The following is a 24177-nucleotide window of genomic DNA, read 5'->3' on the forward strand; positions in this document are numbered from 1 at the left end:
TCGGTGCAGGTCTCCGCGGAGCGATGAGGAATTAACGTGACCTGCATCACATGAGGGCTGACTCTCAGGTGGTTCCGCCCACCCACGGTGACCTGAAGTGGCTGTTCAGCGGTGCTCTCCGGTGATATTGCGGTTTACTGGAGGAACGCGGACCGACGCGCGGACGGCGTGTCGAGGCTTCTGACTTCTCTTGCTCTGCGTCAAACGGTCATGCCAGTCTTCCCGGCAATTCGACGCCGCAGGCAGTTGGCGCAGGCAGTTTCCCAGCCGGATCGCTGCCAGGTGAATGAGCACCTTCCGGCGACCGCAATCCCGAAACGCCGATATCGCGCCCTGTCGATGGCAGCCCGCAACCTCGACCAGCCCACTACCCACACCAAGGCGGATGATCATGTGCAAGCTGTGCGGTCCTGAATCTCCTGCCGCTACCGGAAGCGGGGTCGCCCGGCGTTCCGTGCTGACCGCCCTCGGGATCTCTCCGGTGGTCCTCAGTCTCCCCGGCGCCACAGCGGCGGCGGCGGAGACCCGCGCCGAACCCTCGGGCCGGGGGCCCGGCAAGGGCTCGTCGAGCGCGCTGGAACTGGTGCTGCTGGGCACCAAGGCGGGCCCTCCGGTGGATCCGTTGCGGGCCGGGATCTCCACCGCGCTCGTCGTCGACGGCGCGACGTACGTGATCGACTGCGGGCGCTCGGCCGCCACCCAGTACGTGCGGTCAGGTCTCACGCTGGCTTCCCTGAGCGGCATTTTCATCACGCATCTCCACGCCGACCACATCGCGGACTACTACAACTTCTTCCTGCTGGGCGGAAGCGTCCCCAACCAGGAGCACGACAACCTCACCCGCCCCGTCCCCGTCTACGGCCCAGGACCGGCCGGCGGGCTCCCGCCGAAGTTCGGTGGCGGACAGGCACCGACGGTCAACCCGGACAGCCCGACGCCGGGCCTGAAGGCACTGACCGACGACTGCCACGCGGCGTACGCCTACAGCACGAACGTCTTCCTGCGGGACATGGGCATCCAGGACATCCGAGACCTTGCCGATGTGCACGAGATCGAGCTTCCCGAGGTCGGTGCCACCTACGAGAACACCGCGCCCGCGATGAAGCCGTTCGTCGTGATGGAGGACGAGCGGGTCAAGGTCTCCGCGATCCTGGTGCCGCACGGACCGGTGTTCCCCTCCTTCGCCTTCCGCTTCGACACCGACCACGGCTCGGTCACGTTCTCGGGCGACACCACCTACACCGACAACCTGATCGCCCTGGCCAAGGGCTCGGACGTGCTGGTCCACGAGGCGATCAGCGTCGAGGGGCTCGACGCCCCGGCAGTCTTCGTCGACCACTTGCTGCAGTCCCACGTCGAGGTCCAGAAGGTCGGTCCGATCGCGCAGCGGGCCGAGGTCGACATGCTCGTGCTCTCGCACATCTCCGAGGTCGCCCGCAACCCGATCGACGTCCGGAAGTGGAAGAAGTGGGCACAGCGGGGGTACGGCGGCAAGGTCGTCGTGGGCGAGGACCTCCAGCGGATCAAGCTGGCCTGATCCGGGCTCGAGGCGCAGTACTTGCGACTCAGCAGGTCCGGCCCGGCGGACTCCACGGATCCGGCCCGGCGCGACCGCTGATGGGGCGCACCGGGCCGGGTCGCACGCGGGGCTCAGGTGATCGGGGTGGACACCGTGCCGATGCCGTCGATGGTCACCTCGACCAGGTCGCCGGGTGCCAGATACCTCCGCGGCGTACGGGCCCGGCCCACTCCGCCGGGGGTGCCGGTGAGGATCAGGTCTCCGGGGTGCAGCGGCACCATGGTCGACACGTAGGCGACCAAGTGGGCCGGAGTGAACAACAGGTCCGCGATCCGGTGCTCCTGGACCGTGGTGCCGTTGAGGGTGGTGCGGAGCACGGCGGTTGCGGGATCGAACTCGTCGGGCGTGGTCAGGACCGGGCCGACCGGAGTGGAACGTGCCCAGATCTTGCCCTGGAGCCACTCCGTCGTGCGGTACTGCCACCCCCGCATCGAGATGTCGTTGGCCACCGTGAAGCCGGCGACGTACTGGCCTGCCTCTTCCTCACGGACCTTGTACGCGGTCCGTCCGATGACGACGGCGAGCTCTCCCTCCCAGTCCATCTCGGGATCTTCCGCCACGGCCGCCACAGCATCGGCCGGGCCGGTCAAGGTGTCGGCGAACTTCGCGAAGAGGGTGGGATGGGCCGGGAGTTCCCGGCCCATTTCCTGAATGTGGCTCGTGTAGTTGAGGCCGGCGCACAGCACCTTCGACGGATGCGGTACGACGGTGTGCAACGCGACGTCGCTCCTGCGGTGCCGGCGTCCGGTGGCGTTCCTCGCGACACGCTGCCAGTCCTCGTACGCCAGCAGGGCACCGACGTCGGCATGACCGGCGAGTTCGGTGACCTCGTCTCCGTCCACGCGGGCAGCGCATGTCCCCTGGCGGGTGCGCACGGTTGCCAGTCTCACTTCATTCCTTTCCTGTCGCGCCGGCGCCCTTGTCCGCGCCGGATCTCCCGCTCGGTCCGGCGCCTCAGGCGCTGTCGGCCGCCGGCTCGGGAACCACCAGATCGAAGAACCCCCAGTGCGACCCGGCGGGCAGGGTGCCCGACAGCATCCGGCCGCACTTCTGCGTCACTATGTGCGAGGAGCCCCGATGCTGGCTTCCGGCGTGGCTGTCGCGGAAGAAGCGCTGCAACGTGCCGTTCCGCATGACCTGCGTGCCCGCGAAGCGGTGCACGAGCTGACTGATCTCCAGCGCGGTCCGGGTCGCCAGGCTGCAGGCGAGCCGCGACATCGTCTCCTGCTCGTCGTCCAACTGCGCTCCCGTCGCGAGCGTTGACTCGTTGTCGCGCCAGGTCTCGCGCAGCAGGGCCATCGTGCCCCGGACATGTGAGACGTGCCGTGCGAACTCCGCGAAGAACTCGTCACTGGTGACGGGGGAGCCCTCGGAAGGGTCCTTGCGCCGGGTCAGGTCGCGCAGCTCGTCGAGCATGCGCCGCCCCACACCCTGGGACCAGGCCGCCTGGTGCAGGCCGGCCAGCAGCGCGGGGCTCACGCGGCTCATGCGGTGGCCCCGTCGGGCGTTCTCGGGGCCGATGCCGAAGACGTACTTGTCCTCGACGAGGACCTCCTCGGCCCGGTAGTCGAGGCTCGCGGTCGCGCGCAGCCCCAGCATGTCCCAGTTGTCACTGATCCGCATCGCCGAACGGGGAACGACGCACACCAGCCGCTCTCCCGTGCCGTCGACCGTCACCGCCAGATTGAGGTGGGTGGCCATGGACACGCCCGGGGCGAACTTCCAGACGCCGCTCACCCGATAGCCGCCGTCTTCCCGTACGGCCCGGCCGGTGAAGGCGGTCGACTGACCCGCCACCAGCGGGTACGTGCCGTCGGCGAAGAGCTCGCCGACCGCCTCGTCACTCAGGTAGGTGGCCGCTGTGGCCGTCTCACCCGCCAGGGCGCGCACCAGCCATCCCAGCGAGGCATCGGCGTGGGACAGCTTCTCGATCACGTGCAGGATCTGCAGGGGAGAGGCCTCCAGGCCGCCGACTTCGGCCGGCACCATCAGCGTGAAGACGCCGCAGTCGCGGAGTGCGTCCTGCACCACCGGTGTCGGGCGCCGCAGCCGCTCGCTGTCCTCGGCCTCGCTCTGCAGGAGCGGGTAGAGGTCCGTCAACTCCGTGAGCAGCCTGTTCGTTTCCTCGTCCACCTGCGTGTCGGCCATCACCGTCGGCCCCTCTCGGACTGTGCGCCCTCACTGGCCTTGCGCTCGGCGTCCTCGGCCAGGGCGCCCCACTGGCCGCGGTAGAAGAGCAGGGGCCGGGTGTCGTCCTGCTGGCCGTAGGACAGCACCCGCCCGAGCACGAGGACGTGGTCGCCACCGTCGTACCCCGCCCACGGCGTGCACTGGAAGTACGCCAGCGAGCCGTTGATCCGTGGGGCCACGTCGTCGCCGACCCACTCGATGCGGTGGGTGTCCTGCGGCTTGCCGGCGAACTGCAGCGCGGTGGCGAGTTGGTTGTCCCCGAGCACGTTGACCGCGAAGGGCCGCTCGAGCAGGTAGGTCAGGGCGCGTGAGGTCCGCTGCATGGAGACCAGCACCAGAGGCGGGTCCAGGGACACCGAGGTGAAGGAGTTCACGGTGACCCCGTAGTAGCTGTCGCCTGACTGATAGGTGAGGACGACGACACCGGTGGCGAAGTTTCCCAGCGTGTTGCGCAGTTGACGGGGGTCGGCGAGCGAGGGGACCGCCGCGCTCGACGCGAGGGTCCTTGCGTCAGCGGCCTTCTCATAGATCTCCGAGTCCCACATGATCTCGGTCATCCCGAAGCCTCCTGGATGAGTGGTGGGGTCCGGCCCTGCTTCAGGGCCGGGATGGGGGACCGGCAGCCACGTGCCGTGGGCCGTGGCTGCCGGCAGGGGTCAACGGGCCTCTTCGAGGGCTTCCTCGCCCGCGACGAACGTCGTGCCGGTGCCTTCGGGCAGTCGGTTCCGCAGCACCGGGTAGGCGGCGAGCGCCAGTACGAAGGACACCAGGAAACCGAGTGCGAAGACATCGGTGGCCATCAGGACGATGCCGACCGTGGCGGACAGGACCAGCGTGACGACTCCGGCCCAGTTCCACTTCTCGACCCGGTGGGTGGCACTGTCGAACCGCGCCCGGCGCACCAGGTAGTAGTCCGCGATCATCACGCCGCACATGCCGAGCGTCATGGCCCCCAGGTACGCCAGGTACTGGGTGAACCTCTCCAGGATTCCGGCGGAGATCATCACCAGGGCGATGACGTTGCCGACGACCACCATCGCCGCCCGGCCCGGCCTTCTTCCGGTGAGGGAGTCGACCAGGTTGACCAACGACAGCGATCCGGAGTAGGCGTTGATCGCCTGCGCCTTGGCCTGGGCCGCGTAGATGGTGACGAATCCCATCCAGCCCGCGAAGATGACGAAGAAGGCACCCGTGTTCTGCATGACGAACGTGTTGCCGGCGACGGCTGCCGCCTCCGGGCCCATGCCCTTGTTGTGGGCCATCAGGTAGCCGATGACCTGGGGCATGCCGCCGATCACGACGAGGGAGCCCAGGACGGTCATGACGATGTTCTGGGTGATCGGGCCGGCGACGGCCAGGACCGTCACGTCGCGCCGCGTGCGGCAGTAACGCGCGAAGTCCGTCGTGACCAGGGCGATGGTTCCCGCCGTGGCGCCCATGACCGAGACCGCGGACTCGAAGCGCGGCCACACGCCTCCGGGGACGACTCCCGCATAGGTGAACACGTCCATGGGGCTGGCGCCTTGGATCACATAGATGTCCACGATCATGTAGATCGTGACGAGCAGGGTGACGGCGATCAGGACGCCGGTGGCTCGCAGGGCGAGTTTGATGCCGAAGATGGCAAGCCCGATCCACAGCAGCGTCATGCAGCCGTAGATCAGGATGCGCCATCCCCACGAGTCGGGCAGGCCGAACATCAACAGCGTGCCCTGGTAGAGGAGGGCGGCCTCGACGGCGAGGAAGCCGAGAATCATGAACGCGAAGACGATCGAGCCGATCGCCGAGCCCTTGAAGCCGAATCCGAAGAATCGGGAGGTGATGGTGCTCGACATACCGGTTTCGAAGGCCATCCGTCCCAGGGCCTTGCCGAGGACCACCGCGAAGGCCGCGACGAGGACACCGACGGTCAGGCCCACGGTGAAGCCGGCGAGTACGACGGTGAAGCCGGCGATGGCGAAGACGACGAGGGCGGTGGCGACGCTGACCGGGCTGAGGGCGAGTTGGTAGCCGCTCCTGCGCTCTGCCAGGGGCACGCTGACCGACGCATGGTCTTCCGCCGCAGCCGCCAGTGACGCATCAGCCCGTCTGGGATTCCTGGTGTATGAAGACACGGTGGTTCCTGTCCTTGTGAAAGATGTGGCGCCTGCGGCGGAATCTCCCTGTCGGACCCGCCCGATGTCGCCGTGAGGGTCAGTCCGCGCTGCAACCCGCCACGGCGACGGCCTCGATTTCGAGGAGGATCTCCGGCTTGGCGAGGGCGGAGACCTCGACCAGCGTGCAGGCGGGGAAGTCGCCGGAGAAGAACTCCTGACGGGCCTTCCACACCTGGTCGTTGTCACCGATGTTCGTGACGTAGATGGTCATTTTGACGACGTCGTCCATGACCGCGCCCGCCGCCTCGACCAGGTCCTTGATCTTCTGAAAGACGACCTTGGCCTGTTCGTAGGAGGTCTCGCCGAGGACGGTCTCCCTGTCCTGTCCGCGGGCGGTCATTCCCGAGACCATGATGAGGTCGTCGATCCGCAGACAGTTCGACCACATCTTGTCCGCCGGCTCGCGCACGGCGGCGGAGTGAATACGCTGTTTCTTCATCACTGTTGTCCTCAGAGGTCGATGCGGTTGTCCCACGCGGACGTTCCGCCCCAGTTCACGCACACGCTCTGGCGGCGCATGAATCCCTTCCAGGCGTCCGAACCGGCCGTACGGCCACCACCGGTTTCCTTCTCGCCGCCGAAGGCGGAACCGACGTCGGCACCCGTCGTGCCCATGTTGACGCGCACGATTCCGCAGTCACTGCCCCGGGCCGACAGGAACGTTTCGATGTTGGTCAGGTTCGTGCTGTGCATGCCCGAGGCGAGACCCTGGGCGACGCCGTTGTGGATCTCGATGGCCTCCTCGAGATCGTCGTAGGTCAGCACGGAGACGATCGGCGCGAAGGTCTCCGACTGGGCGATCTCGAAGTGCGGTTCGACGCCCGTGACAATGGCCGGCTCGACGTACAGACCCGGGCGATCGATCACGTTGCCGCCGTACACCACGGTGGCGCCCTCCCGTTCGGCACCGGCGAGGACCTTCTTGTAGTCCTCCACCGCACGCTGGTCGATCAGCGGGCCGACCACGGTGTCCGGATCGCGTGGGTCACCGATGGTGATCTGGTCGAAGGCCTTCTTCAGCAACTCGACCAACTCGTCCGCGATGCTCGCGTGGGCGATGACACGGCGGGTGCTCGTGCAGCGCTGGCCGGTCGTGCCGACCACGCCGAACGTCAGTGCCCTGGCCGCGAGTTCCAGGTCGGCGGTCTCGTCGACGATGCAGCCGTTGTTGCCCGAGCACTCCAGCTGGTACCGCCGGCCCAGCGTCGAGCCGACGATCTCGGCGACCTTGCGCCCCACCGGCGTGGAACCCGTGAACGAGATCATGGCGACACGGGTGTCGGAGACCATCTTCTCGGCGACGGCGTTGTCCTCGGGGATGAACAGCGAGAACACGCCCCCGCACCCCATCTCCGACGCCGCCCTGTTGACCAGCTTCTGCACGGCGACGGCGGTCAACGGCACCTTGGGGCTCGGCTTCCAGATCACCGTGTTGCCGGCGATCGCGGAAAGGAAACCGTTCTGCGCCCAGACGGCGGCCGGGAAGTTGTACGCGCTGATCAGCCCGACGACGCCCAGCGGCAGCCACTGGTCGTACATGCGGTGCTCGGCGCGCTGGGACTGCTGGGTGAAGCCGTACATCATCCGCGCCTGGCCGGCGGCCAGCGTCGACATGTCGATCGCCTCGCGGAGCTCGCCCTTGGCCTCCATCGTCGACTTGCCGGTGTCCAGCGCGACGACGGCGGCCAGGCTCTCCAGGTTCTCCTCGATCAACTGGCCGATCCGGCGCACGAATTCACCACGCCGCGGCGGCGGTACCATCCGCCACTTCCGCTGGGTCTCGACGGCGGCGTCCACGAGCGTCTCGTAGTCCCGTCCGTCCGAGGCCGCGATCCGGCCCACGACCTCACCGTCGGCGGGACACTGCGCCTCGATGACCGGCCGGCCCTCGACGCTTCCCCAACCGAGCGAGTCCGCGTAGGTTCCGGAATGCACCTGGTCCAGGCCGAATTCGGCGATCACCTTTTCAGCGTCGAACAGTTTCTTGGTTGTTGCGGTCATTATCGTTCCCCATCAGTCGTGCGGGTTCGGCAGGAACGCCTCGGACGGGCTCGGCGCATCACTCCTTGGCAAGGAAGTCGCCGATCGTCTCGTCCGTGTGGTACTCCGGCTTCTCGTAGTAGTGCGGGCCGTCGTAGATCTCGATCAGCACGCTGCGCTCGTGCGCCAGCGTCGGACCGTGCGGGTGGTCCTTGGGGTTCATGTAGAACGACCCGGGACGCAGCCGGAGGCCGGAGTCGGTGTACTCGTAGTCACCCTCGAGGCAGTACATGAACTGGTTCGAGGCGTGCGTGTGCTTGGTCGGGATGGTGCCGCCGCGCTGGTACTCGAGGAGGGCGATGCTGGCGCCGGTGTCCGGGTTCTTGTAGAGGAAGTACTGACGGAACCCGTAGTCGGGATAGTCGATCCACTCCTCCTCCTTGAGGTCGGCGGCATGGATCAGGACCTCGAGCGACTTCATGGTCGCGGGGTTGATGTCCACTGTTCACTCCGATCCGGGGCGGCCCGCGGCCACCCACACGTCGTATTCCTGGCGGCTTTCGGGTGTGGCGGGGAACAGGCCGAAGAGGGACCGGCCCCGCTGGAGTTCAAGAGCCGCGAACTCCTCGTACGCGGTGGCGTCGGCGGCTTCCGCGGCGACCTCCGCGGCCAGTTCGCGGGGAATGACCACGACGCCGTCGCCGTCGCCGAGCAGCACATCGCCGGGGTAGACAGCTACTCCGCCGCATCCGACGGGTTCGTCGAGCGCGACCGGGTGCAGGGCGATCGGGGTCGCTCGGGGCGCGCTGTCCCGCTGGTAGCACGGCAGGCCCGTGTCCCTGATGGCCTGTGAGTCCCGGTAGCCGCCGTCGGTGACCACGCCGGACACACCGCGGTGCTTCAGCCGCGCCGCCATCATGTCGCCCATGGACGCGGCAGCCGTGGAGCCGAACGCGTCGATCACGAGCACCGCGCCGGGCGGGCACTCCTCGATCGCCCGCCGGTGCAGGTTGTCGCTGCTCGAGTAGGTGGCGAGGGTGTCGAGATCCTCACGTGCGGGGATGAACCGCAGGGTGTAGGCCGGTCCCACCAGCGGCTGCTGGCCGGCTGCCAGCGGCCGCACCCCGACCATGATCACGTTCCGCAGGCCGCGCCGGAGAAGCATGTTGGCCACGGTGGCCGAGCCCGCCCCCGTCAGCTGTGCCCGGACCGGTTCGGGCAGCGGCCCGGCGAGGTCCGCGTTGGCCGCGGCGGTCACTGGAAGAACTCCAGGGGCGGGCGGTTCCCCCATTGGGTGGTGTCGCTGGCGGTGCCGTTGAACTTGGTCGGCCGGTGGTTGCGGTCGACGATGTCCCCGTCGGTGTAGTGCTCGATACGGAAGCCGAAGGGGTCCTTCCAGTAGTCGAAGATCTGGCTGCCGAGCAGATGGCGGCCGACTCCGACGTCGAGGGTGTATCCCTGCTGGATGAGGTAGTCGTGCGACGACATGACGGCGTCCATGTCGGTGACCTCGAACGCGCTGTGGTGGATTCCCGCCCAGTCCGACTGCAGGACGAGCATGAAGTGGTGGTCCACGAGCTGCTCGCCCAGGTCCAGCCGGACGAAGGTGCCGACGACCGGCCCCTCCTCGCCCGGCGGGACGAAGTAGTCGGAGGGGAGGAAGTTGAAGCGTTCGTCGAGCCAGGCCATGGTCTCGTCGTGGTTCCTCACATGAAGCACGAAGTGACCCAGGCGGGCGATGGTGCACGGCGCGACGGGCTGGCGGACCGCGGCGTTCACCCGGTTCTTGTCGCGGATGTTGTTCATCGCGAAGGGTTCCCGGTCCGGGCTCGGCTCGGCCCTGCGCCGGCCCCAGATCGCCCGGATCTCGAAGCCGTCGGGCGTGGTCATGGCGACCTCGTGGCCGCCGCCGGGCTCCGTCGACTCGCGCACCGGGGAGGACCCCGGCAGCGCGGCGAGTTCGACGAGGTCCTCGTAGGTGGCGACCTCGATCGAAGCACCGACGAAGCGCTGCTTGTCGGCCTTGCGGGTCACATGGATGTGGTGCTGGGTGCCCGTCCCCCGCATGTACAGGGTCCGGTCGTCACTGCCCTCGGCCGGCACCATGCCGAACGCGGTCAGGAACTTCTCCATCACCTCGAGATCCGGTGCCTCGTAGGTGACTTGGGCAGCATCAATAGCCGTAGCCACGGGTCCTCCTGGAGTGGGTGAGAGCACGGCGGCGGGTACGGTCCGGCGCCGCCGAACGGCCGGGGCTCCCTCTGGGCAGGGAGCCGCGCGGTCGTCAGCCCTTGAGAATGCTGACGTCGTCGGGATTGAGCAGGTCCGGAACCGTCCAGCCGTCCAGGTCGTACTCGTCCATGGCGCGCTGCGCGAACTCCTTGCAGTAGTCGAGCAGACCGCTGCCCCGTGCGCCGAACAGGTTGGTCTGACGCGTCACGTCGTTGCTGCCGATGTAGTTGATCTCGTACAGCTCGTGACGGGCTCCGAACTCCGTGCCGATGGAGTCCCAGAGCATCTTCATGACCTTGACGCGCTCCTCGGCGTCGATGCCCCCCGTACCGCGCAGGTACGTGTCCAGGTAGCCCCGGATCTCAGCGGCCTTGAAGTCGTTGGCGTGGGAGTTGAGGTAGATCAGTCCACTGGCCACGACCTGCTCGATGATGTTCTTGATCTTCGGCATGGCCAGTTGGTTCATCACGCGGTAGGCGCCGGCGAACTGCGGGTCGGGCTGGATCATGCCGCCCTTCCACGGCACCGCGCTCTTGGCCATCGCGTCCGACAGCGCCCAGAAGGTGTTGCGCCACGCGATGACCTCGCCGAGCTGGGACATCACGCCGTGGAACTGGCCGGCCCCGGTGACGTCGAGGGCGCGGGACAGCATGCCGACGAGGAAGTCCATCTTGACGGCGAACCGGGTGCAGCCGTGCAGCGAGGCGCGCTCCAGGTAGCCCGAGTGGATGTTGTACTTGTTGGCCTGTTCCAGGTCGTTGTAGATGAACGCGTTCTCCCAGGGGACGAACACGTTGTCGAGGACCAGGATCGCGTCGTTCTCGTCCAGACGGCTGGACAGCGGGTAGTCGAACGGGCTGCCCAGCACCGCCGCACGGTACTCGTTGGAGGTACGGCAGAGCAGCTTCACGCCGGGGGCGTTGGTGGGCGTGATGAACACCGGTGAGAAGGCCGGGTCCTGCACGGCGACCTGGCCCACGTGACCCACGAAGGTGTGGTGCGTGAGGGCGGATCCGGTGGCCACCACCTTGGCGCCCGTGACGTAGAAGCCGGCGCCCGTCTCCTTGGTGACCCGGATGAACACGTCCTTGCCCGCATCCGCGCCGAGGCCGCGGTCCACGGGCGGGTTCATGATGGCGTGGTTGATGTACCAGGTCTTCTCCTGGGCCTTGCGGTACCAGGCACGCGCGTTGTCCTCGAAGCCCCGGTAGAACTCGGCGTTGGCGCCGAGGGTGCCGAGGAAACAGCCCTTGTAGTCGGGAGAGCGGCCCATCCAGCCCCAGGTGATCCGCTGCCACTCGGCGATGGCGTCACGGGAGGCCACCTGCTCCTCGACGCTCTTGGGAGCCTGGTAGAAGCGGTGGGTGAAACCTCCCCACTCGGTGGGCGCGGTGAGGACGTCCTTGCGCGCGGGGTCGTGCAGGGCGTCGTACATGCGAGCGATCATGCGGGCCGAGTTGCGGAAGGCGGGGTGTTCGGCGACATTCTCCACCCGCTCCCCGTAGATCCAGACCTCTCGGCCGTCGTTGAGACTCTCGAGATATTCAGCTCCGGTAAAAGGGAGATACTCGCGGCCGGCAGGGCTCTGTGCCGACTGATTCGCGTTTGCCGCCGTCATTGACCGGCCCCTTCTTGTCGTTCACGGAACCGGGCGGAGCCGGCGGTTCGTGAAACCAGGGTGCGGGCAGCGATCACACGAGGCGTTTTCTCTCATTGATTCGGCCCGCGCCGTTGAATTGCCGGAAAGACTGACACGGCGGCAGGGCACGGGCAATAGAAAAGGGAAGGGCCCAACGATGCACGAGTGCGCCGGCCACCGACCTCCGGGTCGACCGGCACTTGAGCTGGAAACCGCCTCTGAGCTGGCACTTTACGCGATGGCGGGGGCACAGCCGCGGAACGAACACCGACCCCCGTGTGGCGCACATCACAAGGATTCGGTGGATACTCACGGGGATGTGCTCTTGATTTCACCCTCCCTTTCCATATAGGGCGCAGCAGAGGGGTGCATAGTTCCGCGTATGGCTGCTCTCACCGCCCGAGCGCGCGGCGGTGCTCGGCAACGGTCCGAGTGGCCTGCAACCAGCGATCCATGAGTGGGGTAATCTCTCCTCCGCGCTTCCAGAGCAGAGTTGCCTGCATGGACCGGAGCCATTCCGGGGGATCGAGAAGAGCCACCGCATCGCTCCTTGCGGCAATGCGCTCGGTCACGAGCGCGACACCCAGCCCTGCGGCAACGAAGGCGACTGCCGTCTGCGGCGTGGACACCTCGATGACCTCGAAGGAGTCGTCGCCCGACAGTGCTTTTTCCGCGGCGTCCGGCATACCCCAGAACGCGGAAAGCCGGGACGGCAGGATCCACCGGCCCCACCCCTTGCCGTCAGGACGGGATTCCGTAGCGCGATACCTTGGAACGGCGAGCTTGACGTTGATGTCGATAATGGGGCACCAGTCGCAGCCCTCGGCGACGAACCTGGCGAATTGTGTGGACCCGAAGGGGACGCACCCCATGTCCAAATCGCCGGACAGTACACCTTGAACAATAAGGTCGGGAGTGATGTCTGCCAGCGTGACGCGCGCCTTGGGGGCCTGATCGAGGAATTCCGCCAGTACGTCCGCGATGACTTCGTTGATGATCATGGGTTCCGCGCCAATGTGCAGAGCGCCGATTGCGCCCCCGCCCATCAGTTTCAGCGTCTCCACGACTCGATTTCGGTCCGCTATCAGGCGTTCGCCCCTGGAGAGGAGGTGGAGGCCTGCCTGGGTGGGATGCACCCCTTTCGCGGTTCGCTCGAGGAGGCTCACTCCGAGCTCCCGCTCCAGCTTCGCGATGGCGTGGCTCAGCGGCGGCTGCGTCATGTGCAGATTCTTGGCGGCCTGAGAAACCGAACCGGCCTGGACGACGGCTTCGAAGTACTCGAGTTGGCGAAAATCCATGCCCTCTAGATGTCATGACATCTACGAAATGTCAATAGATGTTCCACCTTCGTGAGGGGAGCCGCCGCAGGCGGCCTGTACGGCTCGTTACGCTCGGATCGCTCCGCGTCGTCGCCGAGGGTGAGCACGCGTGCGGGAACGAAGGGTCCCACCTGGGCTGTCGGATAGCCTGCCGCCGTGGGAATGGGACCGAACACCGACGGCTGGCTGGACGACACGCGGACGTCTTATGACACCGTGGCTGCCAGCTATGCAGACCTGACACGTCACCTCCTGGACGAAACGCCTGAGGAGCGCGCTGTCCTGGCCTTGTTCGCAGACCTGGTGCGTGCCCAGGGTGGGGGACCGGTTGCCGACGTGGGATGCGGGACGGGGAGGATCACGGCTCACCTGCGTCAGCTGGGCGTGGACGCGTTCGGGATCGACCTGTCGCCCGGGATGCTCGAGGTGGCCCGGCGTGATCACCCCGGCCTGCGGTTCGATCTCGGCACCATGACGGACCTCGACCTCGGTGACGCCTCGATGACCGGGCTGGTCGCTTGGTACTCGCTGATCCACGTCCCCGACGACGAGATCGACTCGGTCTTCGCTCACTTCCAACGGGCCGTCAGGCCCGGTGGGCTACTGCTCCTGAGCTTCCACGTCGGTGGTGAGTCGCGCTTGAAGACCGAAGGCTATGGCGGGCATCCGATGAAGGTCCATGTCCATCGGCGCCAGCACGGCCAAATGATGGCGTGGCTCAATGATGCCGGCTTCGCCATCGAGTCGCACAGAACTCTCACCTCGGCGGAGAGCAAGCTCGGGGGAATCATCCTCGCGCGCCGTCAGGCCACGGCGCCACGGTGACCTGGAGGTCCTGGCGGCGATCGTGTTCGTCGAGATGCGTTCCCACCTTCGCCAGCGTTACTGCTGGTTGAGGTTCCGGAGCCGTTCGATGGACGCCCGAAGAGCGCCGAAGGCGCGATCCGCGTCCTGCGGAGTGACACGGGTGGCAGGCAGGATGCCGTTACGCGCGTTACGCATGCGGGCGTACGTGTCGAAGCTGGCGAGAACCTGCCGGATCGCTGAATCCCGGGACTCGGACGGGGACGAAGAAGAAGGCTCCTGGGGCGACATCGCGAGACTCCATCGGGACGGCAGCGGCTGGTTCGGACCACGACGGGTCCATCGCCGACCAGACTTCCCGGCACACCATCCGCCCGACAGAGCAAGGCGAAGTGCCCCCACACTACCTGTGGGGGCACCAGCACGACACACCGATGGCCTCCTCAGCGAGGCGTGCCGTCCGCGTCCCGTGATCTCTGACTGACTCCGGGTGCGGCCTTTCTCCATGGACGATCAGCCTCATGCCCCTGGGCCAGCAGTCGGGCGGGGGCGCGCACATCACCGGGCCCTGCCCGCGCCCGGGAGAACAGGGACGGGACGTACGGCGCTCGCGCAGGGTGGCGGTCGCCGTACGTCCCGTCGGTTCAGCCGCGCCGCAGCCGCAGCGTCACCAGCTCGAACGGCCGCAGGCGCACCGCGATCCGGTCGCCGTCCCGCTCCGGTGCCGTGGCGCCGGGCAAGGGCCGCTCCAGGAGGTCGGTCACTGTGACCTCGGCCACCTCGAACCCGGCCGTCAGCGTGGCCCGGGCTCGTCCGCCGTGGGCCTCGTGGAAGCGGACCACCACGTCGCCGCTGCCGTCGTCGGCCAGTTTCACCGCGGTCACGACCACCGCGTCCTCGTCCACGGACACCAGCGGAGCGACCTGCCCGGCGCCGGTGACGTGCCGCTCGGGCACGTTGATGCGCCAGCCCTCGCGCACCGCCTCGGCGATGCCCGCGCCCGGCACCAACGCGTGGCGGAAGCGGTGGACGCCCTGGTCGGTCTCGGGGTCAGGGAAGCGCGGGGCGCGCAGTAGCGACATCCGGACCGTGGTGGTGGTCCCTCGGTCTCCCTCCGAACGGACGGTACGGGTCACGTCGTGGCCGTACGTGGAGTCGTTGACCACGGCGACGCCCCAGCCGGGCTCCGCCACGTGCACGAAACGGTGGTTGCAGGCCTCGAACTTGGCTGCCTCCCACGAGGTGTTGGTGTGGGTGGGCCGGTGGAAGTGCCCGAACTGGGTCTCCGACGCGTACCGTTCGGCGTGCACGTCGAGCGGGAAGGCCAGCTTGAGGAACTTCTCCGTCTCGTGCCAGTCCACCTCCGTGTCCAGCACCAGCCGTCGCTCCCACGCCGCCAGGGACAGCACCTGGGTGACGCGGGAGTCCCCGAAGGACCGTACGACCCGCACGGAGGTGCCGTCCTCGCCGGTCGTGACGGAGTCGGCGTCGGTGAGGTCGGTGACGGTGTTGCGGTAGAACTCGTCCACGTCCCAGGCGTCCCACATGTTCGGGAAGTCGGGGTGCAGTTGGAGGAGGTTCGCGGCCCGGCCCGGGGCGATGGTCTCCCGGTCTGCCTCGATGTCGTACGCCGAGACGACCAGGCCTCGGGCGTCGATCTCGACACGCAGCAGGCCGTTGTCCAGGACGTGTCCGCCGACCTCGCGGGGCGTCAGCTCCGTCCTGCCGTAGGTGGCCGGTGTGGCTGCGGCGCCGGCCGGGACGCCCGCGCGCGCGTGCGGGGCTGCGTTGAAGACCAGGGGAGTGGTGCCCTCGCCCGCCAGCGCGTGCTGTGCGGCCTCGACGATCTCGTTCAGCTCGCGGGCGACCCGCTCGTAGGTGGCCCGTGCCTCGCGGTGCACCCAGGCGATGGACGAGCCGGGCAGGATGTCGTGGAACTGGTGGAGCAGCACGGTCTTCCAGATCCGGTCCAACTCCTCGTAGGGGTAGGGGAATCCGGTGCGTACGGCCGCCGTTGCCGCCCACAGCTCCGCCTCCCGCAGCAGGTGTTCGCTGCGCCGGTTGCCCTGCTTGGTCTTGGCCTGGCTGGTGAGGGTGGCGCGGTGCAGCTCCAGGTAGAGCTCGCCGACCCAGACGGGGGCATTCGGGTACTCGGCCTCGGCCTGGTCGAAGAAGGCCTGCGGGGTCTCCCACACGACCTGCGCCGAGCCTTCGAGGTCGCGCAGCCGCGCCGCCTTGGCGACCATCTCGCGGGTGGTGCCGCCGCCTCCGTCGCCCCAGCCGGTGGGGGCGAGGGAGTGCCGGGCGACGCCCTTGTCCTTGAAGTTGCGGGCGGCGTGGGCGATCTCGCTGCCCTTCATGGAGCAGTTGTAGGTGTCGACGGGCGGGAAGTGCGTGAAGATGCGGGTGCCGTCGATGCCCTCCCACTGGAAGGTGTGGTGCGGGAACTTGTTCGTCTGCGACCAGGAGATCTTCTGCGTCAGCAGCCGCGTCGAGCCAGCCGCCTTGATGATCTGGGGCAGCCCGGCGGCGAAGCCGAAGGTGTCGGGCAGCCAGGCCTCGTCGTTCTCGACGCCGAACTCGTCGAGGAAGAACCGCTTGCCGTGCACGAACTGCCGGGCCATCGCCTCCGACCCCGGCATGTTGGTGTCCGACTCCACCCACATGCCGCCGGCCGGGACGAACCGCCCGTCCGCCACCGCCTTCTTCACCCGCGCCCACACCTCGGGCCGGTGGTCCTTGATCCACGCCCACTGCTGCGCCTGGGACATGGCGAAGACGAACTCCGGCTCGTCCTCGAGCAGCGCGGTCATGTTGGACGTCGTACGGGCCACCTTGCGTACGGTCTCGCGCAGCGGCCACAGCCACGCCGAGTCGATGTGGGCGTGCCCGACCGCGCTGATCCGGTGCGCGGAGGGCACGGCCGGAGCGGCGAGGACGTCGGCGAGCCGGGCACGGGCCCGCTCGGCGGTGGCGTTCACGTCCTGAAGGTCGACCGCGTCGAGAGCCCGGTCCACCGCGCGCACGATCTCGTAACGGCGCTGGGAGTCCACCGGCAGCTCGGCCATCAGTTCACCGAGCACCTCCAGGTCGATCACCAGCTGCCACACGCTCTCGTCGAAGATCGCGAGGTCCATGCGGGTCAGGGTGTACTGCGGCTCGCTGCCCGCGGTCTCCTTGTCGCCGAGCTGCGTGGGCAGGAAGGGGTGGTAGTCGAGGATGACGGGGTTGGAGGCGGCCTCGATGTGCAGCCGCACCTCCTCACCGCCCGCGACGGGGGCGCCGATGCGGACCCACTGGTTGCGCGGGTTGAGACCCTTCACGGGGGTCCCGTCGGGCCGGTAGACCAGGCCCTCGCACTGGAAGCCGGGCATGTTCTCGTCGAAGCCGAGGTCGAGCAGCGCCTCCACGGTCCTGCCGGCCCACGCCTCGGGCACGGTCCCGGTCACCCGGAACCAGCTGGTGCCCCACGGAGCACCCCACCGGGCACCCACCTCGATCGGCTCCGGCTCGGCGGCCAGTCCCTCGGCGACCGGAACGGGCTCACCGGGGGCGTGCCACACCGCGACCTGAAGGGGCACGGACTCGGGGTACACGGCGGGGCGGATGCGCTCGTCGAGAACACGCTTGAGGCGGGCTTCGACCAGGCTGCGGTCGTCATGCATGGGGGATGCTCCGTAGGTCGTACGTCAGCGGGTGGTTACCAGGGGTGGGTGACGGTCGCGGGGGCCGACGAGGTGTACAGCTCCCCCACCGCGCGTACTTCGAACCGTACGGCGCGCTCTCCCGGTGCGGGAGTCAGACCGCCGACGAAGTAGGCCCGCTGGCAGCTGCCGCCCAGGAAGCGGCGGGTGCCGTCGGGCAGCACACGGTGCAGGGTGTAGTGGCGCACCGTGCCGGGTGCCGGGTGGTTCCAGGCCAGGCGCAGGTCGCCGCCCGAGGCGGCGGTGATCCGCGGCCCGGCCGGGGCGGCCGGGGTGGCGGCACGGTCGTGGACGGCGAGGCCGCCGAGCCGCCAGCGCACCGGGCCGCCGTCGGCGGCGGTGAGCCGGACCCCGATCGCGTGCACGGTCCCGGACAGGCCGGTGAGCCGGACGGCCGAGGTCCGCCAGCCGTCCCCCGTGCCGGCCGGCACGGGCAGGTACGTGTACGGCGGTGCGGCTCCGGCGGCGTCCGGCTCGGCGGTCGCCAAGGCGAGCTCGACCCGGACGGCCCCCGCGTCCGTGCGGTGGGTCAGCTCGATGACCGTGTCCTGACCGATCGGGAGCCGGGTCGCGTACAGGTCCAGCACGGCGGCCCGGTCGAGCGCGCCGTCCACGAGCACGCTGCTGCCGCCGCGCCAGGCGTCCGCGAAGTCGAAGGAGACGGCGGGCCGCTGTCCGTCCGTCCGCACCGCCCAGCGCCGGGACGGCAGCCGGTCCTGGAGGCCGAGGTGGTTCCACGGCGTGTCGGAGGCGACCTCGCCGTCCTCGTACCAGCGCAGACCGTGCCCGGTGTTGAAGACGCTTGCGAACGGCAGCGCGGTGACGGTCGACCGGTCGGCGACGGACACGGCCGGCGCCCGCCAGCTGTCGGCGGGGTCGGGACGGGACGGGTCGAGGGAGCGGCCGGTCCAGAACCGGTCGTCGGCGGCGTGGAAGTCCTCGGGGGTGTGGCCGGCGGGCAGGTGGTTGCGGGTCCACTCGGGCCGGTAGAGGCCGATCGAGGTGACGTGCGCGCGGTCGGACGGCACGATGGCGTCCCAGTTCACGGAGGTGTCCGAGCCGCGCGACTCCACGTCGACACCGGCCCACAACTCGTAGCGACTGCGACCCAGTTGCACGGCGTTCTGTCCGGACGAGGCGAGCGAGTCCGCGCTCCAGCGGAAGTCGACGAACATGTCGTCCACGGCCTGGAAGAGGGCCTGGTTCTGGCCGTTCAGCGCCCCCTGCCAGCTCACCGAGCCGTTCACGGTCATCGCGTCGTACCAGGTCACCCGCTGCCCCTTGGCCGAGGCCAGGCGCTTCAGCTCCTCGACGAAACCGAGCATGGCGGCGCCGAGGGCGCTGTCGCCGCCGCCCGTCTCGGCGTTGACGAACCAGCCGTCGAAGCCGTACGCGGCCGCGACGGCGACCAGTTGGGCGGCGAGCGGGTAGTGGCCGGAGGCGTCCCTCTGCACGAGGTCGCGGGTCCACTGGAGCTGACCGCCGTAGGCGGCGGGCGGCAGGAAGACGTTGCCGAGGACGGGGACTCCGTGCCGGTGGGCCGCGTCCACGACCGGGGCGTTCGGGGCGAGGATCAGGCCCTCACCGGACGAGCCGCCCCAGAACACCAGCTCGTCGACGTACGCCCAGTGGGTGAGGGCGTAGTAGTCGGCGGTGGCCGAGCCCTGGGAGGGGTTGGAGGAGGTGGGTCCGAAGGAGACCAGGGACTGGATGCGGGCCTGCCCCGCACGGGCGGTGGCGTTCGCCGGGTTCGGGGTGAAGCGGGACGCCAGCGGGACGGAGGCGGCGTTGAAGGCGAGGTCTGCGTCGGTGGCGGCGCGCCAGCTCTTCAGACTGCGCCAGGTGATGCCGGGGCCCGGGCTGCCGGAGGGCAGGGAGTCGGGGTACCAGTAGGAGGCGTACGGCTGGAGCGCGGCCGTCGCCCTCGGAGCGGCCTCGGCGCTCGCGGCGGGCAGCGCGGGCAGGAACGCGGCAGCGGCGCCGGCGAGCAGGACGGTGCGTCGGGTGGGGTTCACGATCGGGTGCCTCCTCGGGCGGTGTGAACTACCTGGTCGGACGTGACGACTTCCGTGATGGCGCGTGAGGTCAGGTGGTCCCGGTCGGCCGCCCGGGTGTCGAGGACGGTGGTGGGGCGGGCGCCGTCGGCGGTCAGCCGGAAGAAGGCCTCGAAGACGTCGCCTCCGGGTGCGCAGCGGGAGCGGGCGGCCGGGTCGGCGGGGACGACGAGCGCGGTGGTGCGCGGGGCCGGGGCGTAGGTGTGGTCGCGGGCCGCGCGCGAGAGGGAACGGGCGAGGTCCTTGGGCTGCCGGTCGTTGGTCAGCAGGCCGAGGGTGTACTCGAGTTCGGGGAAGTCGGCGAGGTCGCGGGAGACGTCGTGGGAGCACCACCAGGTGATGCCCCACAGGTCCGGGCAGTCCAGGACGTTCGCGACGGTGGCCTCGGTGAAGGCGGCGGCGTGCTCGGCGCGGATGAGGGGGGCGGGGGCACCGACCTCCTGGAGCCAGACGGGGCGGTGCGGGTCGTCGGCCCAGGCCTTGCTGAGCTCGACGAGGTACGCGGCGTGGTGCTCGGTGGGGACAGAGGTACGCCCGTGACGCTGGGCGGTGCCGTTGAAGACCCAGGAGTGGACGGCGGTGAGGGCGCCGTGCCGGGCGGCCTGGGCAGGGGTGAAGGGCATGTCGTCCTGGTACCAGGTGGCGTCGTACTCGGCGTGCAGGTGCAGCTTGCCGGGGGCGCCCTTCTCGCAGGCGGTGAGCATGCGCTCCAGCCAGGCGTCGACCTGGTCGGCGGTGGCCCGGTCGGGGTCGGGATGGGGGCCTGCGGAGAACTGGTTGACCTCGTTGCCGAGGGTCATGCCGAGGAAGTTGGGGCGGTCGGCGAGGGCTGCGGCAAGGGTGCGCAGGTAGGCGGCCTGGCCGTCGAGCACCTCGGGGTCGGTGAACAGGTTGCGCCGGTGCCAGGTGCGGGTCCAGGCGGGCAGGAAGTCGAAGCTGGACAGGTGCCCTTGCAGGCCGTCCACGTTGACGTCGAGTCCGCGTTCGGCGGCGGCGTCGACGAGCTGGAGCAGCTGCTCGACGGCGCGGGGGCGGATCAGGGCGCGGTCGGGCTGGAAGTACGGCCACAGCGGGAAGACGCGGATGTGGTCCAGGCCGAGTGAGGCGATGGAGTCCAGGTCGGCGCGTACGGCGTCGAGGTCGAAGTCGAGCCAGTGGTGGAACCATCCCTGGCTCGGGGTGTAGTTGACGCCGAAGCGCACGGCGGAAGGCATACGGGGTCCTTGCGAGGTGGGAGTACGGGGATCAGCCCTGGGATCGGTCGTCGGTTCAGCCCTTGACGGCGCCTTCGCCGACCCCGCGGAAGAAGTAGCGCTGGAGGCAGGCGAAGAGGGCGATCAGCGGTGCCACGGCGATGACGGTGCCGGCGGCGACGAGGCGTTCGTCGTTGGCGAAGGTGCCGTGGAGGTAGTTGAGGCCGATGGTCAGGGTGTACTTGGACGGGTCGCTGAGCACGATCAGCGGCCAGAGGAAGTCGTCCCAGGCGAACATGAAGGCGAAGATCGCCACGACCGCGAGGGTGCCCTTGACCGAGGGCAACGCGATCCGCACGAACCGCTGCCAGACGTTGGCGCCGTCGGCGTAGGCGGCCTCCTCCACCTCGAAGGGCAGGCTGCGGAAGGCGTTGCGCATCAGCAGGACGTTCAGGGAGGCGACGGCGCCCGGCAGGACGACGCCGGTGAGCGTGTTGTTCAGGCCGAGGTCGCGCATGGTCGTGAACTGGGCGATGACGATGGCCTCGGCGGGCACCAGCATGGCCAGGACGAAGACCAGGGTGGCGGCCCGGCGGCCCCGGTAGCGCAGCCGGGCCAGGGCGTAGCCGGCGAGGGCGGAGCCGACGCAGTTGGTGACGACGTTGGCGGCGGCGACCTTGAGGGAGTTGAGAACGTACTCCCACACCGGGATGGTGTCGGCCACCCGCTGGTAGTTGTGCAGGGTGGGGTGCTCGGGCAGGAACCTTGGCGGGGAGCTGAAGATGTCCTCGGTCGGGCCCTTGAGCGAGGTGGACAACTGCCACAGGAACGGGCCGACGGTCAGGGCCAGGACGACGAGCAGCAGCGTGTAGCGCAGGATCAGTTCCCAGGCCCGGATGCGGCGACCGTTCTCGTCGGTGAAGCGGGAGGTGCGGGCGGGTGCCGGTCCCGTGCCGGTCTTGGGTGCCTTGTCGGTGAGGCTCACGCGTCCTCCTTCCGGTCGGCCCGCAGGACGAGCAGCATCAGCAGGACGGTGACGACGAAGACGACCAGGGAGATGGCGGAGGCGTAGCCGACACGGCCGGTCAGGCCGGTGCCGGTGCGCTGCACGAGCATCACCAGGGTGGTGTCCTCGCCGGCCGGTCCGCCGGCCGGGCCCGCCATCAGGTACACCTCGGAGAACACCTTGAAGGAGGAGACCGCGGCGAGCGCGGCGACCAGGACCATGGTGGAGCGGAGGGCCGGCACGGTCACGGTGAAGAAGCGGCGCACCGGGCCCGCGCCGTCGACGGCGGCGGCCTCATGCAGCTCGCGCGGGACGTTGGCGAGCGCCGCCATGTAAATGATCATGTAATAGCCGAGACCCCTCCAGACCGTCACGGCCATGGCGCTCAGCAGGAGCAGCCACTGATCGCTGAGGAAGCCGACCTTGCCCGCCCCGACCGCTTCCAGGAGCGCGTTCACCAGACCGCGCTCGTCCAGCAGCCACACCCAGATCAGCCCGACCACCACGACCGACGCGACGACCGGGGTGTAGAAGGCCGACCGGAAGAAGGTGATGCCGGGGATGGTCTTGCGTACCAGCATGGCGAGCAGCAGCGGCAGGATCACCAGCGCCGGGACGACGCCGAGGACATACAGCGCGCTGTTGCGCAGACCGATCCAGAACATGTCGTCGTGCAACAGCTCGCGGAAGTTGGCGAGTCCGACGAATCGGCCCGGCATGAGGGTGCGGCGGTCGGTGAAGGCGTTGATCACCGTGGAGACGAACGGGTACAGGACGAAGACGGCGGTGACCAGCAGTCCCGGAGCGGCGAACAGCCAGGGGCTGGCGGGCAGTTGACGTCGTGTCCGGATCGCCGGGTGGCGCTCGCGGCGCCCGGCCGGAGGCGACGGGCGCGTCCGGGAGACGATCGGGGTGGCCATGGTGCGTTATCCCTGCTTCAGGAGTTGGTCACATTCCTTGACAGCGTTGTCAAGCGCTGTCTCAGGGCTCTGCTTGCCCTGCAACGCCTTGGCGACCTCGTTGCGCAGCGCGGTCTTCATCTGGTCGCTGAACAGCACGGGCGTGTAGTTGACCGCGTTCTTCAGCGACTTGGCGGCGGCGATACGCACCCGGGTCTCGTCGGTGCCGTCCTCCTTGGTGAAGTACGGGTCGTCGAGGGAACCGGCGGTGGACGGGAAGATCGCGACCTTCTTGGCGAAGGACATCTGGTGCTCGGCGTCGGTGACGTAGTGCGCGAAGGCGACGGCCGCGGGCGTGTGCTTGGTCCTGGAGTTCACCATCACGCCCATCACGTACATGTTGACGTGGCCCGTGTTGGTGATCTGGTCGGTGATGCCGATGTTCTTGTACAGGCTCGGTGCCTGCTTCTTGAAGTTCTCCAGGTCCAGGGCGCTGCCGGGGTTCATGGCGACGGCCTGGGTGAGGAACTTGTTCCCGGCCGACTCGGGGGTTGCGGTCAGCGCCTGCGGGTCGAGCCCCTTGGCGTCGTACAACTTTTTGTACTTGGTGAGGAGTTCGACACCCTTGGCGTCGTTGAAGGTGAAGCCCGTGCCGTCCTGGTTCATGAGGGAGGCGCCGTAGCGGCCGAAGTCCTCGATGGTGGGGATGTTGGCGAGGGTGGCGACCTTGCCGCCGGACTTGTCCGCGATCTGCTGGGCTTGGGTGAAGAGGTCGTCGTACGTCTTCGGCGGGGTGTCGGGGTTCAGCCCGGCTTTCTCGAACAGGGCCTTGTTGTAGAACAGCGGGCCGGTGTTCAGGTACCAGGGGAAGGCGTAGGTGCCGGTCATGCCCGGGATCTGGTCGCCGGCCCAGGCGCCGGGCAGGTACTCCTGCTTGTACTTCGCGGCGGCCTTGTCCAGGTCGAGCGCGAGGCCCGCCTTGGCGAGCGGCGCGAGCAGGTCCGGGGAGACGTTGACCACGTCCGGCAGGGTGCCCGCGGCGGCGTCGGCGCTGAGCTTGTCGGGGTAGCCCTCGGCCGGCTGGTCGACCCACTTGACGTGGGTGCCCGGGTACTTCTTCTCGAAGCCGGCGATCACGCCGTTGAAGTAGTCCTTGAAGTTGGCGCGCAGGTTCCAGGTCTGGAAGGTGATGTCGCCCTCGACCTTGCCGGAGGCGTCCGTCGAGCCGCCGCCGCCATCGCCGGAGCCGCAGGCGCTCAGCGGCAGGACGAGGGCGGTGACGGCAGCGGCGGCGAGTGCTCTGCGGGATATGGGCATGGTGACACGGCTCCCTTGCGGCGTCGGCGGCTGGTGTCGGCAAGGACCATGCACGCCGCGTTCGGGAAAAGTCAATGGATTCGGACCACTAAAGCCTTGAGCGGA

General features: G+C 68.7%; 19 protein-coding genes. 2 read left to right on the forward strand and 17 right to left on the reverse strand.

Translation table 11 applies throughout. The features are described from left to right. Nucleotides 1-481 precede the first annotated feature (481 nt). Nucleotides 482-1537 carry an MBL fold metallo-hydrolase gene (locus tag ACIHCX_RS26910; protein ID WP_400033746.1) on the forward strand — a complete coding sequence of 352 codons (1056 nt, stop codon included), beginning with the start codon at nucleotides 482-484 and terminating at the stop codon, nucleotides 1535-1537. A 113-nt stretch (nucleotides 1538-1650) separates the two neighbouring features. Here the strand turns inward: ACIHCX_RS26910 and ACIHCX_RS26915 are convergent, their stop codons facing one another. From ACIHCX_RS26915 to ACIHCX_RS26965, 11 genes are all read right to left on the reverse strand, one after another. Next, nucleotides 1651-2469 carry a fumarylacetoacetate hydrolase family protein gene (locus tag ACIHCX_RS26915; protein ID WP_400033748.1) on the reverse strand — a complete coding sequence of 273 codons (819 nt, stop codon included), beginning with the start codon at nucleotides 2467-2469 and terminating at the stop codon, nucleotides 1651-1653. 64 nt (nucleotides 2470-2533) lie between these two features. Continuing rightward, on the reverse strand, nucleotides 2534-3727 hold the full coding sequence (locus ACIHCX_RS26920; protein WP_400033750.1) for an acyl-CoA dehydrogenase family protein: 1194 nt from the start codon (nucleotides 3725-3727) through the stop codon (nucleotides 2534-2536). Continuing rightward, entirely contained in the window at nucleotides 3727-4326 is a 600-nt protein-coding gene (locus ACIHCX_RS26925; RefSeq protein ID WP_400033752.1) for a flavin reductase family protein, read from the reverse strand. Before ACIHCX_RS26925 ends, ACIHCX_RS26920 begins: the two co-directional genes overlap by 1 nt. Before the next feature lie 99 nt (nucleotides 4327-4425). Next, entirely contained in the window at nucleotides 4426-5805 is a 1380-nt protein-coding gene (locus ACIHCX_RS26930) for a purine-cytosine permease family protein (RefSeq protein ID WP_400033754.1), read from the reverse strand. A 157-nt stretch (nucleotides 5806-5962) separates the two neighbouring features. Next, on the reverse strand, nucleotides 5963-6364 hold the full coding sequence (locus tag ACIHCX_RS26935; RefSeq protein ID WP_400033756.1) for a RidA family protein: 402 nt from the start codon (nucleotides 6362-6364) through the stop codon (nucleotides 5963-5965). Nucleotides 6365-6375: 11 nt separating this feature from the next. Then, the gene (locus tag ACIHCX_RS26940; protein WP_400033758.1) at nucleotides 6376-7926 is read right to left on the reverse strand and encodes an aldehyde dehydrogenase family protein; all 1551 of its coding nucleotides are present in this window, start codon (nucleotides 7924-7926) and stop codon (nucleotides 6376-6378) included. Between the two features lie 58 nt (nucleotides 7927-7984). Beyond that, nucleotides 7985-8407 (reverse strand): cupin domain-containing protein, encoded by a 423-nt coding sequence (locus ACIHCX_RS26945; RefSeq protein WP_400033760.1) that lies wholly within the window; start codon nucleotides 8405-8407, stop codon nucleotides 7985-7987. Nucleotides 8408-8410: 3 nt separating this feature from the next. Then, nucleotides 8411-9163, reverse strand: coding sequence for a dimethylmenaquinone methyltransferase (locus tag ACIHCX_RS26950; protein ID WP_400033762.1), 753 nt, complete (start codon nucleotides 9161-9163; stop codon nucleotides 8411-8413). After that, entirely contained in the window at nucleotides 9160-10095 is a 936-nt protein-coding gene (locus tag ACIHCX_RS26955; protein ID WP_400033764.1) for a VOC family protein, read from the reverse strand. Before ACIHCX_RS26955 ends, ACIHCX_RS26950 begins: the two co-directional genes overlap by 4 nt. A gap of 94 nt (nucleotides 10096-10189) precedes the next feature. Then, nucleotides 10190-11755 (reverse strand): 4-hydroxyphenylacetate 3-hydroxylase N-terminal domain-containing protein, encoded by a 1566-nt coding sequence (locus ACIHCX_RS26960; RefSeq protein WP_400033766.1) that lies wholly within the window; start codon nucleotides 11753-11755, stop codon nucleotides 10190-10192. Nucleotides 11756-12168: 413 nt separating this feature from the next. After that, nucleotides 12169-13074 (reverse strand): LysR family transcriptional regulator, encoded by a 906-nt coding sequence (locus ACIHCX_RS26965; protein WP_400033768.1) that lies wholly within the window; start codon nucleotides 13072-13074, stop codon nucleotides 12169-12171. Between the two features lie 183 nt (nucleotides 13075-13257). Here ACIHCX_RS26965 and ACIHCX_RS26970 point away from each other — a divergent pair, with 183 nt between their 5' ends. Further along, nucleotides 13258-13920 (forward strand): class I SAM-dependent DNA methyltransferase, encoded by a 663-nt coding sequence (locus ACIHCX_RS26970; RefSeq protein WP_400033770.1) that lies wholly within the window; start codon nucleotides 13258-13260, stop codon nucleotides 13918-13920. Nucleotides 13921-14543: 623 nt separating this feature from the next. Here the strand turns inward: ACIHCX_RS26970 and ACIHCX_RS26975 are convergent. The 6 genes from ACIHCX_RS26975 to ACIHCX_RS27000 are packed head-to-tail and all read right to left on the reverse strand — an operon-like array spanning nucleotide 14544 to nucleotide 24072. Beyond that, nucleotides 14544-17564, reverse strand: a complete 3021-nt coding sequence (locus tag ACIHCX_RS26975) for an alpha-mannosidase (RefSeq protein ID WP_400033772.1) — start codon at nucleotides 17562-17564, stop codon at nucleotides 14544-14546. A gap of 35 nt (nucleotides 17565-17599) precedes the next feature. Further along, nucleotides 17600-19618: an endo-beta-N-acetylglucosaminidase gene (locus ACIHCX_RS26980; protein ID WP_400033774.1), complete on the reverse strand. Its 2019-nt coding sequence runs from the start codon at nucleotides 19616-19618 to the stop codon at nucleotides 17600-17602. Further along, nucleotides 19615-20871, reverse strand: a complete 1257-nt coding sequence (locus tag ACIHCX_RS26985) for a glycosyl hydrolase (RefSeq protein ID WP_400033776.1) — start codon at nucleotides 20869-20871, stop codon at nucleotides 19615-19617. Before ACIHCX_RS26985 ends, ACIHCX_RS26980 begins: the two co-directional genes overlap by 4 nt. Before the next feature lie 55 nt (nucleotides 20872-20926). After that, on the reverse strand, nucleotides 20927-21835 hold the full coding sequence (locus tag ACIHCX_RS26990) for a carbohydrate ABC transporter permease (protein WP_400033778.1): 909 nt from the start codon (nucleotides 21833-21835) through the stop codon (nucleotides 20927-20929). Continuing rightward, nucleotides 21832-22776 (reverse strand): carbohydrate ABC transporter permease, encoded by a 945-nt coding sequence (locus ACIHCX_RS26995; RefSeq protein ID WP_400033780.1) that lies wholly within the window; start codon nucleotides 22774-22776, stop codon nucleotides 21832-21834. Before ACIHCX_RS26995 ends, ACIHCX_RS26990 begins: the two co-directional genes overlap by 4 nt. 6 nt (nucleotides 22777-22782) lie before the next feature. Next, the gene (locus ACIHCX_RS27000) at nucleotides 22783-24072 is read right to left on the reverse strand and encodes an ABC transporter substrate-binding protein (protein WP_400033782.1); all 1290 of its coding nucleotides are present in this window, start codon (nucleotides 24070-24072) and stop codon (nucleotides 22783-22785) included. Nucleotides 24073-24177: the final 105 nt, after the last annotated feature.

Source organism: Streptomyces sp. NPDC052043 (assembly GCF_044548235.1).
In the GTDB taxonomy this organism is placed as follows: domain Bacteria; phylum Actinomycetota; class Actinomycetes; order Streptomycetales; family Streptomycetaceae; genus Streptomyces.

Coding starts and splice junctions, on each gene's coding strand:
- ACIHCX_RS26920 (WP_400033750.1), bottom strand. CDS start 3,727: ATGGCCGACACGCAGGTGGACGAGGAAACGAACAGGCTGCTCACGGAG.
- ACIHCX_RS26925 (WP_400033752.1), bottom strand. CDS start 4,326: ATGACCGAGATCATGTGGGACTCGGAGATCTATGAGAAGGCCGCTGAC.
- ACIHCX_RS26935 (WP_400033756.1), bottom strand. CDS start 6,364: ATGAAGAAACAGCGTATTCACTCCGCCGCCGTGCGCGAGCCGGCGGAC.
- ACIHCX_RS26940 (WP_400033758.1), bottom strand. CDS start 7,926: ATGACCGCAACAACCAAGAAACTGTTCGACGCTGAAAAGGTGATCGCC.
- ACIHCX_RS26960 (WP_400033766.1), bottom strand. CDS start 11,755: ATGACGGCGGCAAACGCGAATCAGTCGGCACAGAGCCCTGCCGGCCGC.
- ACIHCX_RS26965 (WP_400033768.1), bottom strand. CDS start 13,074: ATGGATTTTCGCCAACTCGAGTACTTCGAAGCCGTCGTCCAGGCCGGT.
- ACIHCX_RS26970 (WP_400033770.1), top strand. CDS start 13,258: ATGGGACCGAACACCGACGGCTGGCTGGACGACACGCGGACGTCTTAT.
- ACIHCX_RS26975 (WP_400033772.1), bottom strand. CDS start 17,564: ATGCATGACGACCGCAGCCTGGTCGAAGCCCGCCTCAAGCGTGTTCTC.
- ACIHCX_RS26985 (WP_400033776.1), bottom strand. CDS start 20,871: ATGCCTTCCGCCGTGCGCTTCGGCGTCAACTACACCCCGAGCCAGGGA.
- ACIHCX_RS26995 (WP_400033780.1), bottom strand. CDS start 22,776: ATGGCCACCCCGATCGTCTCCCGGACGCGCCCGTCGCCTCCGGCCGGG.
- ACIHCX_RS27000 (WP_400033782.1), bottom strand. CDS start 24,072: ATGCCCATATCCCGCAGAGCACTCGCCGCCGCTGCCGTCACCGCCCTC.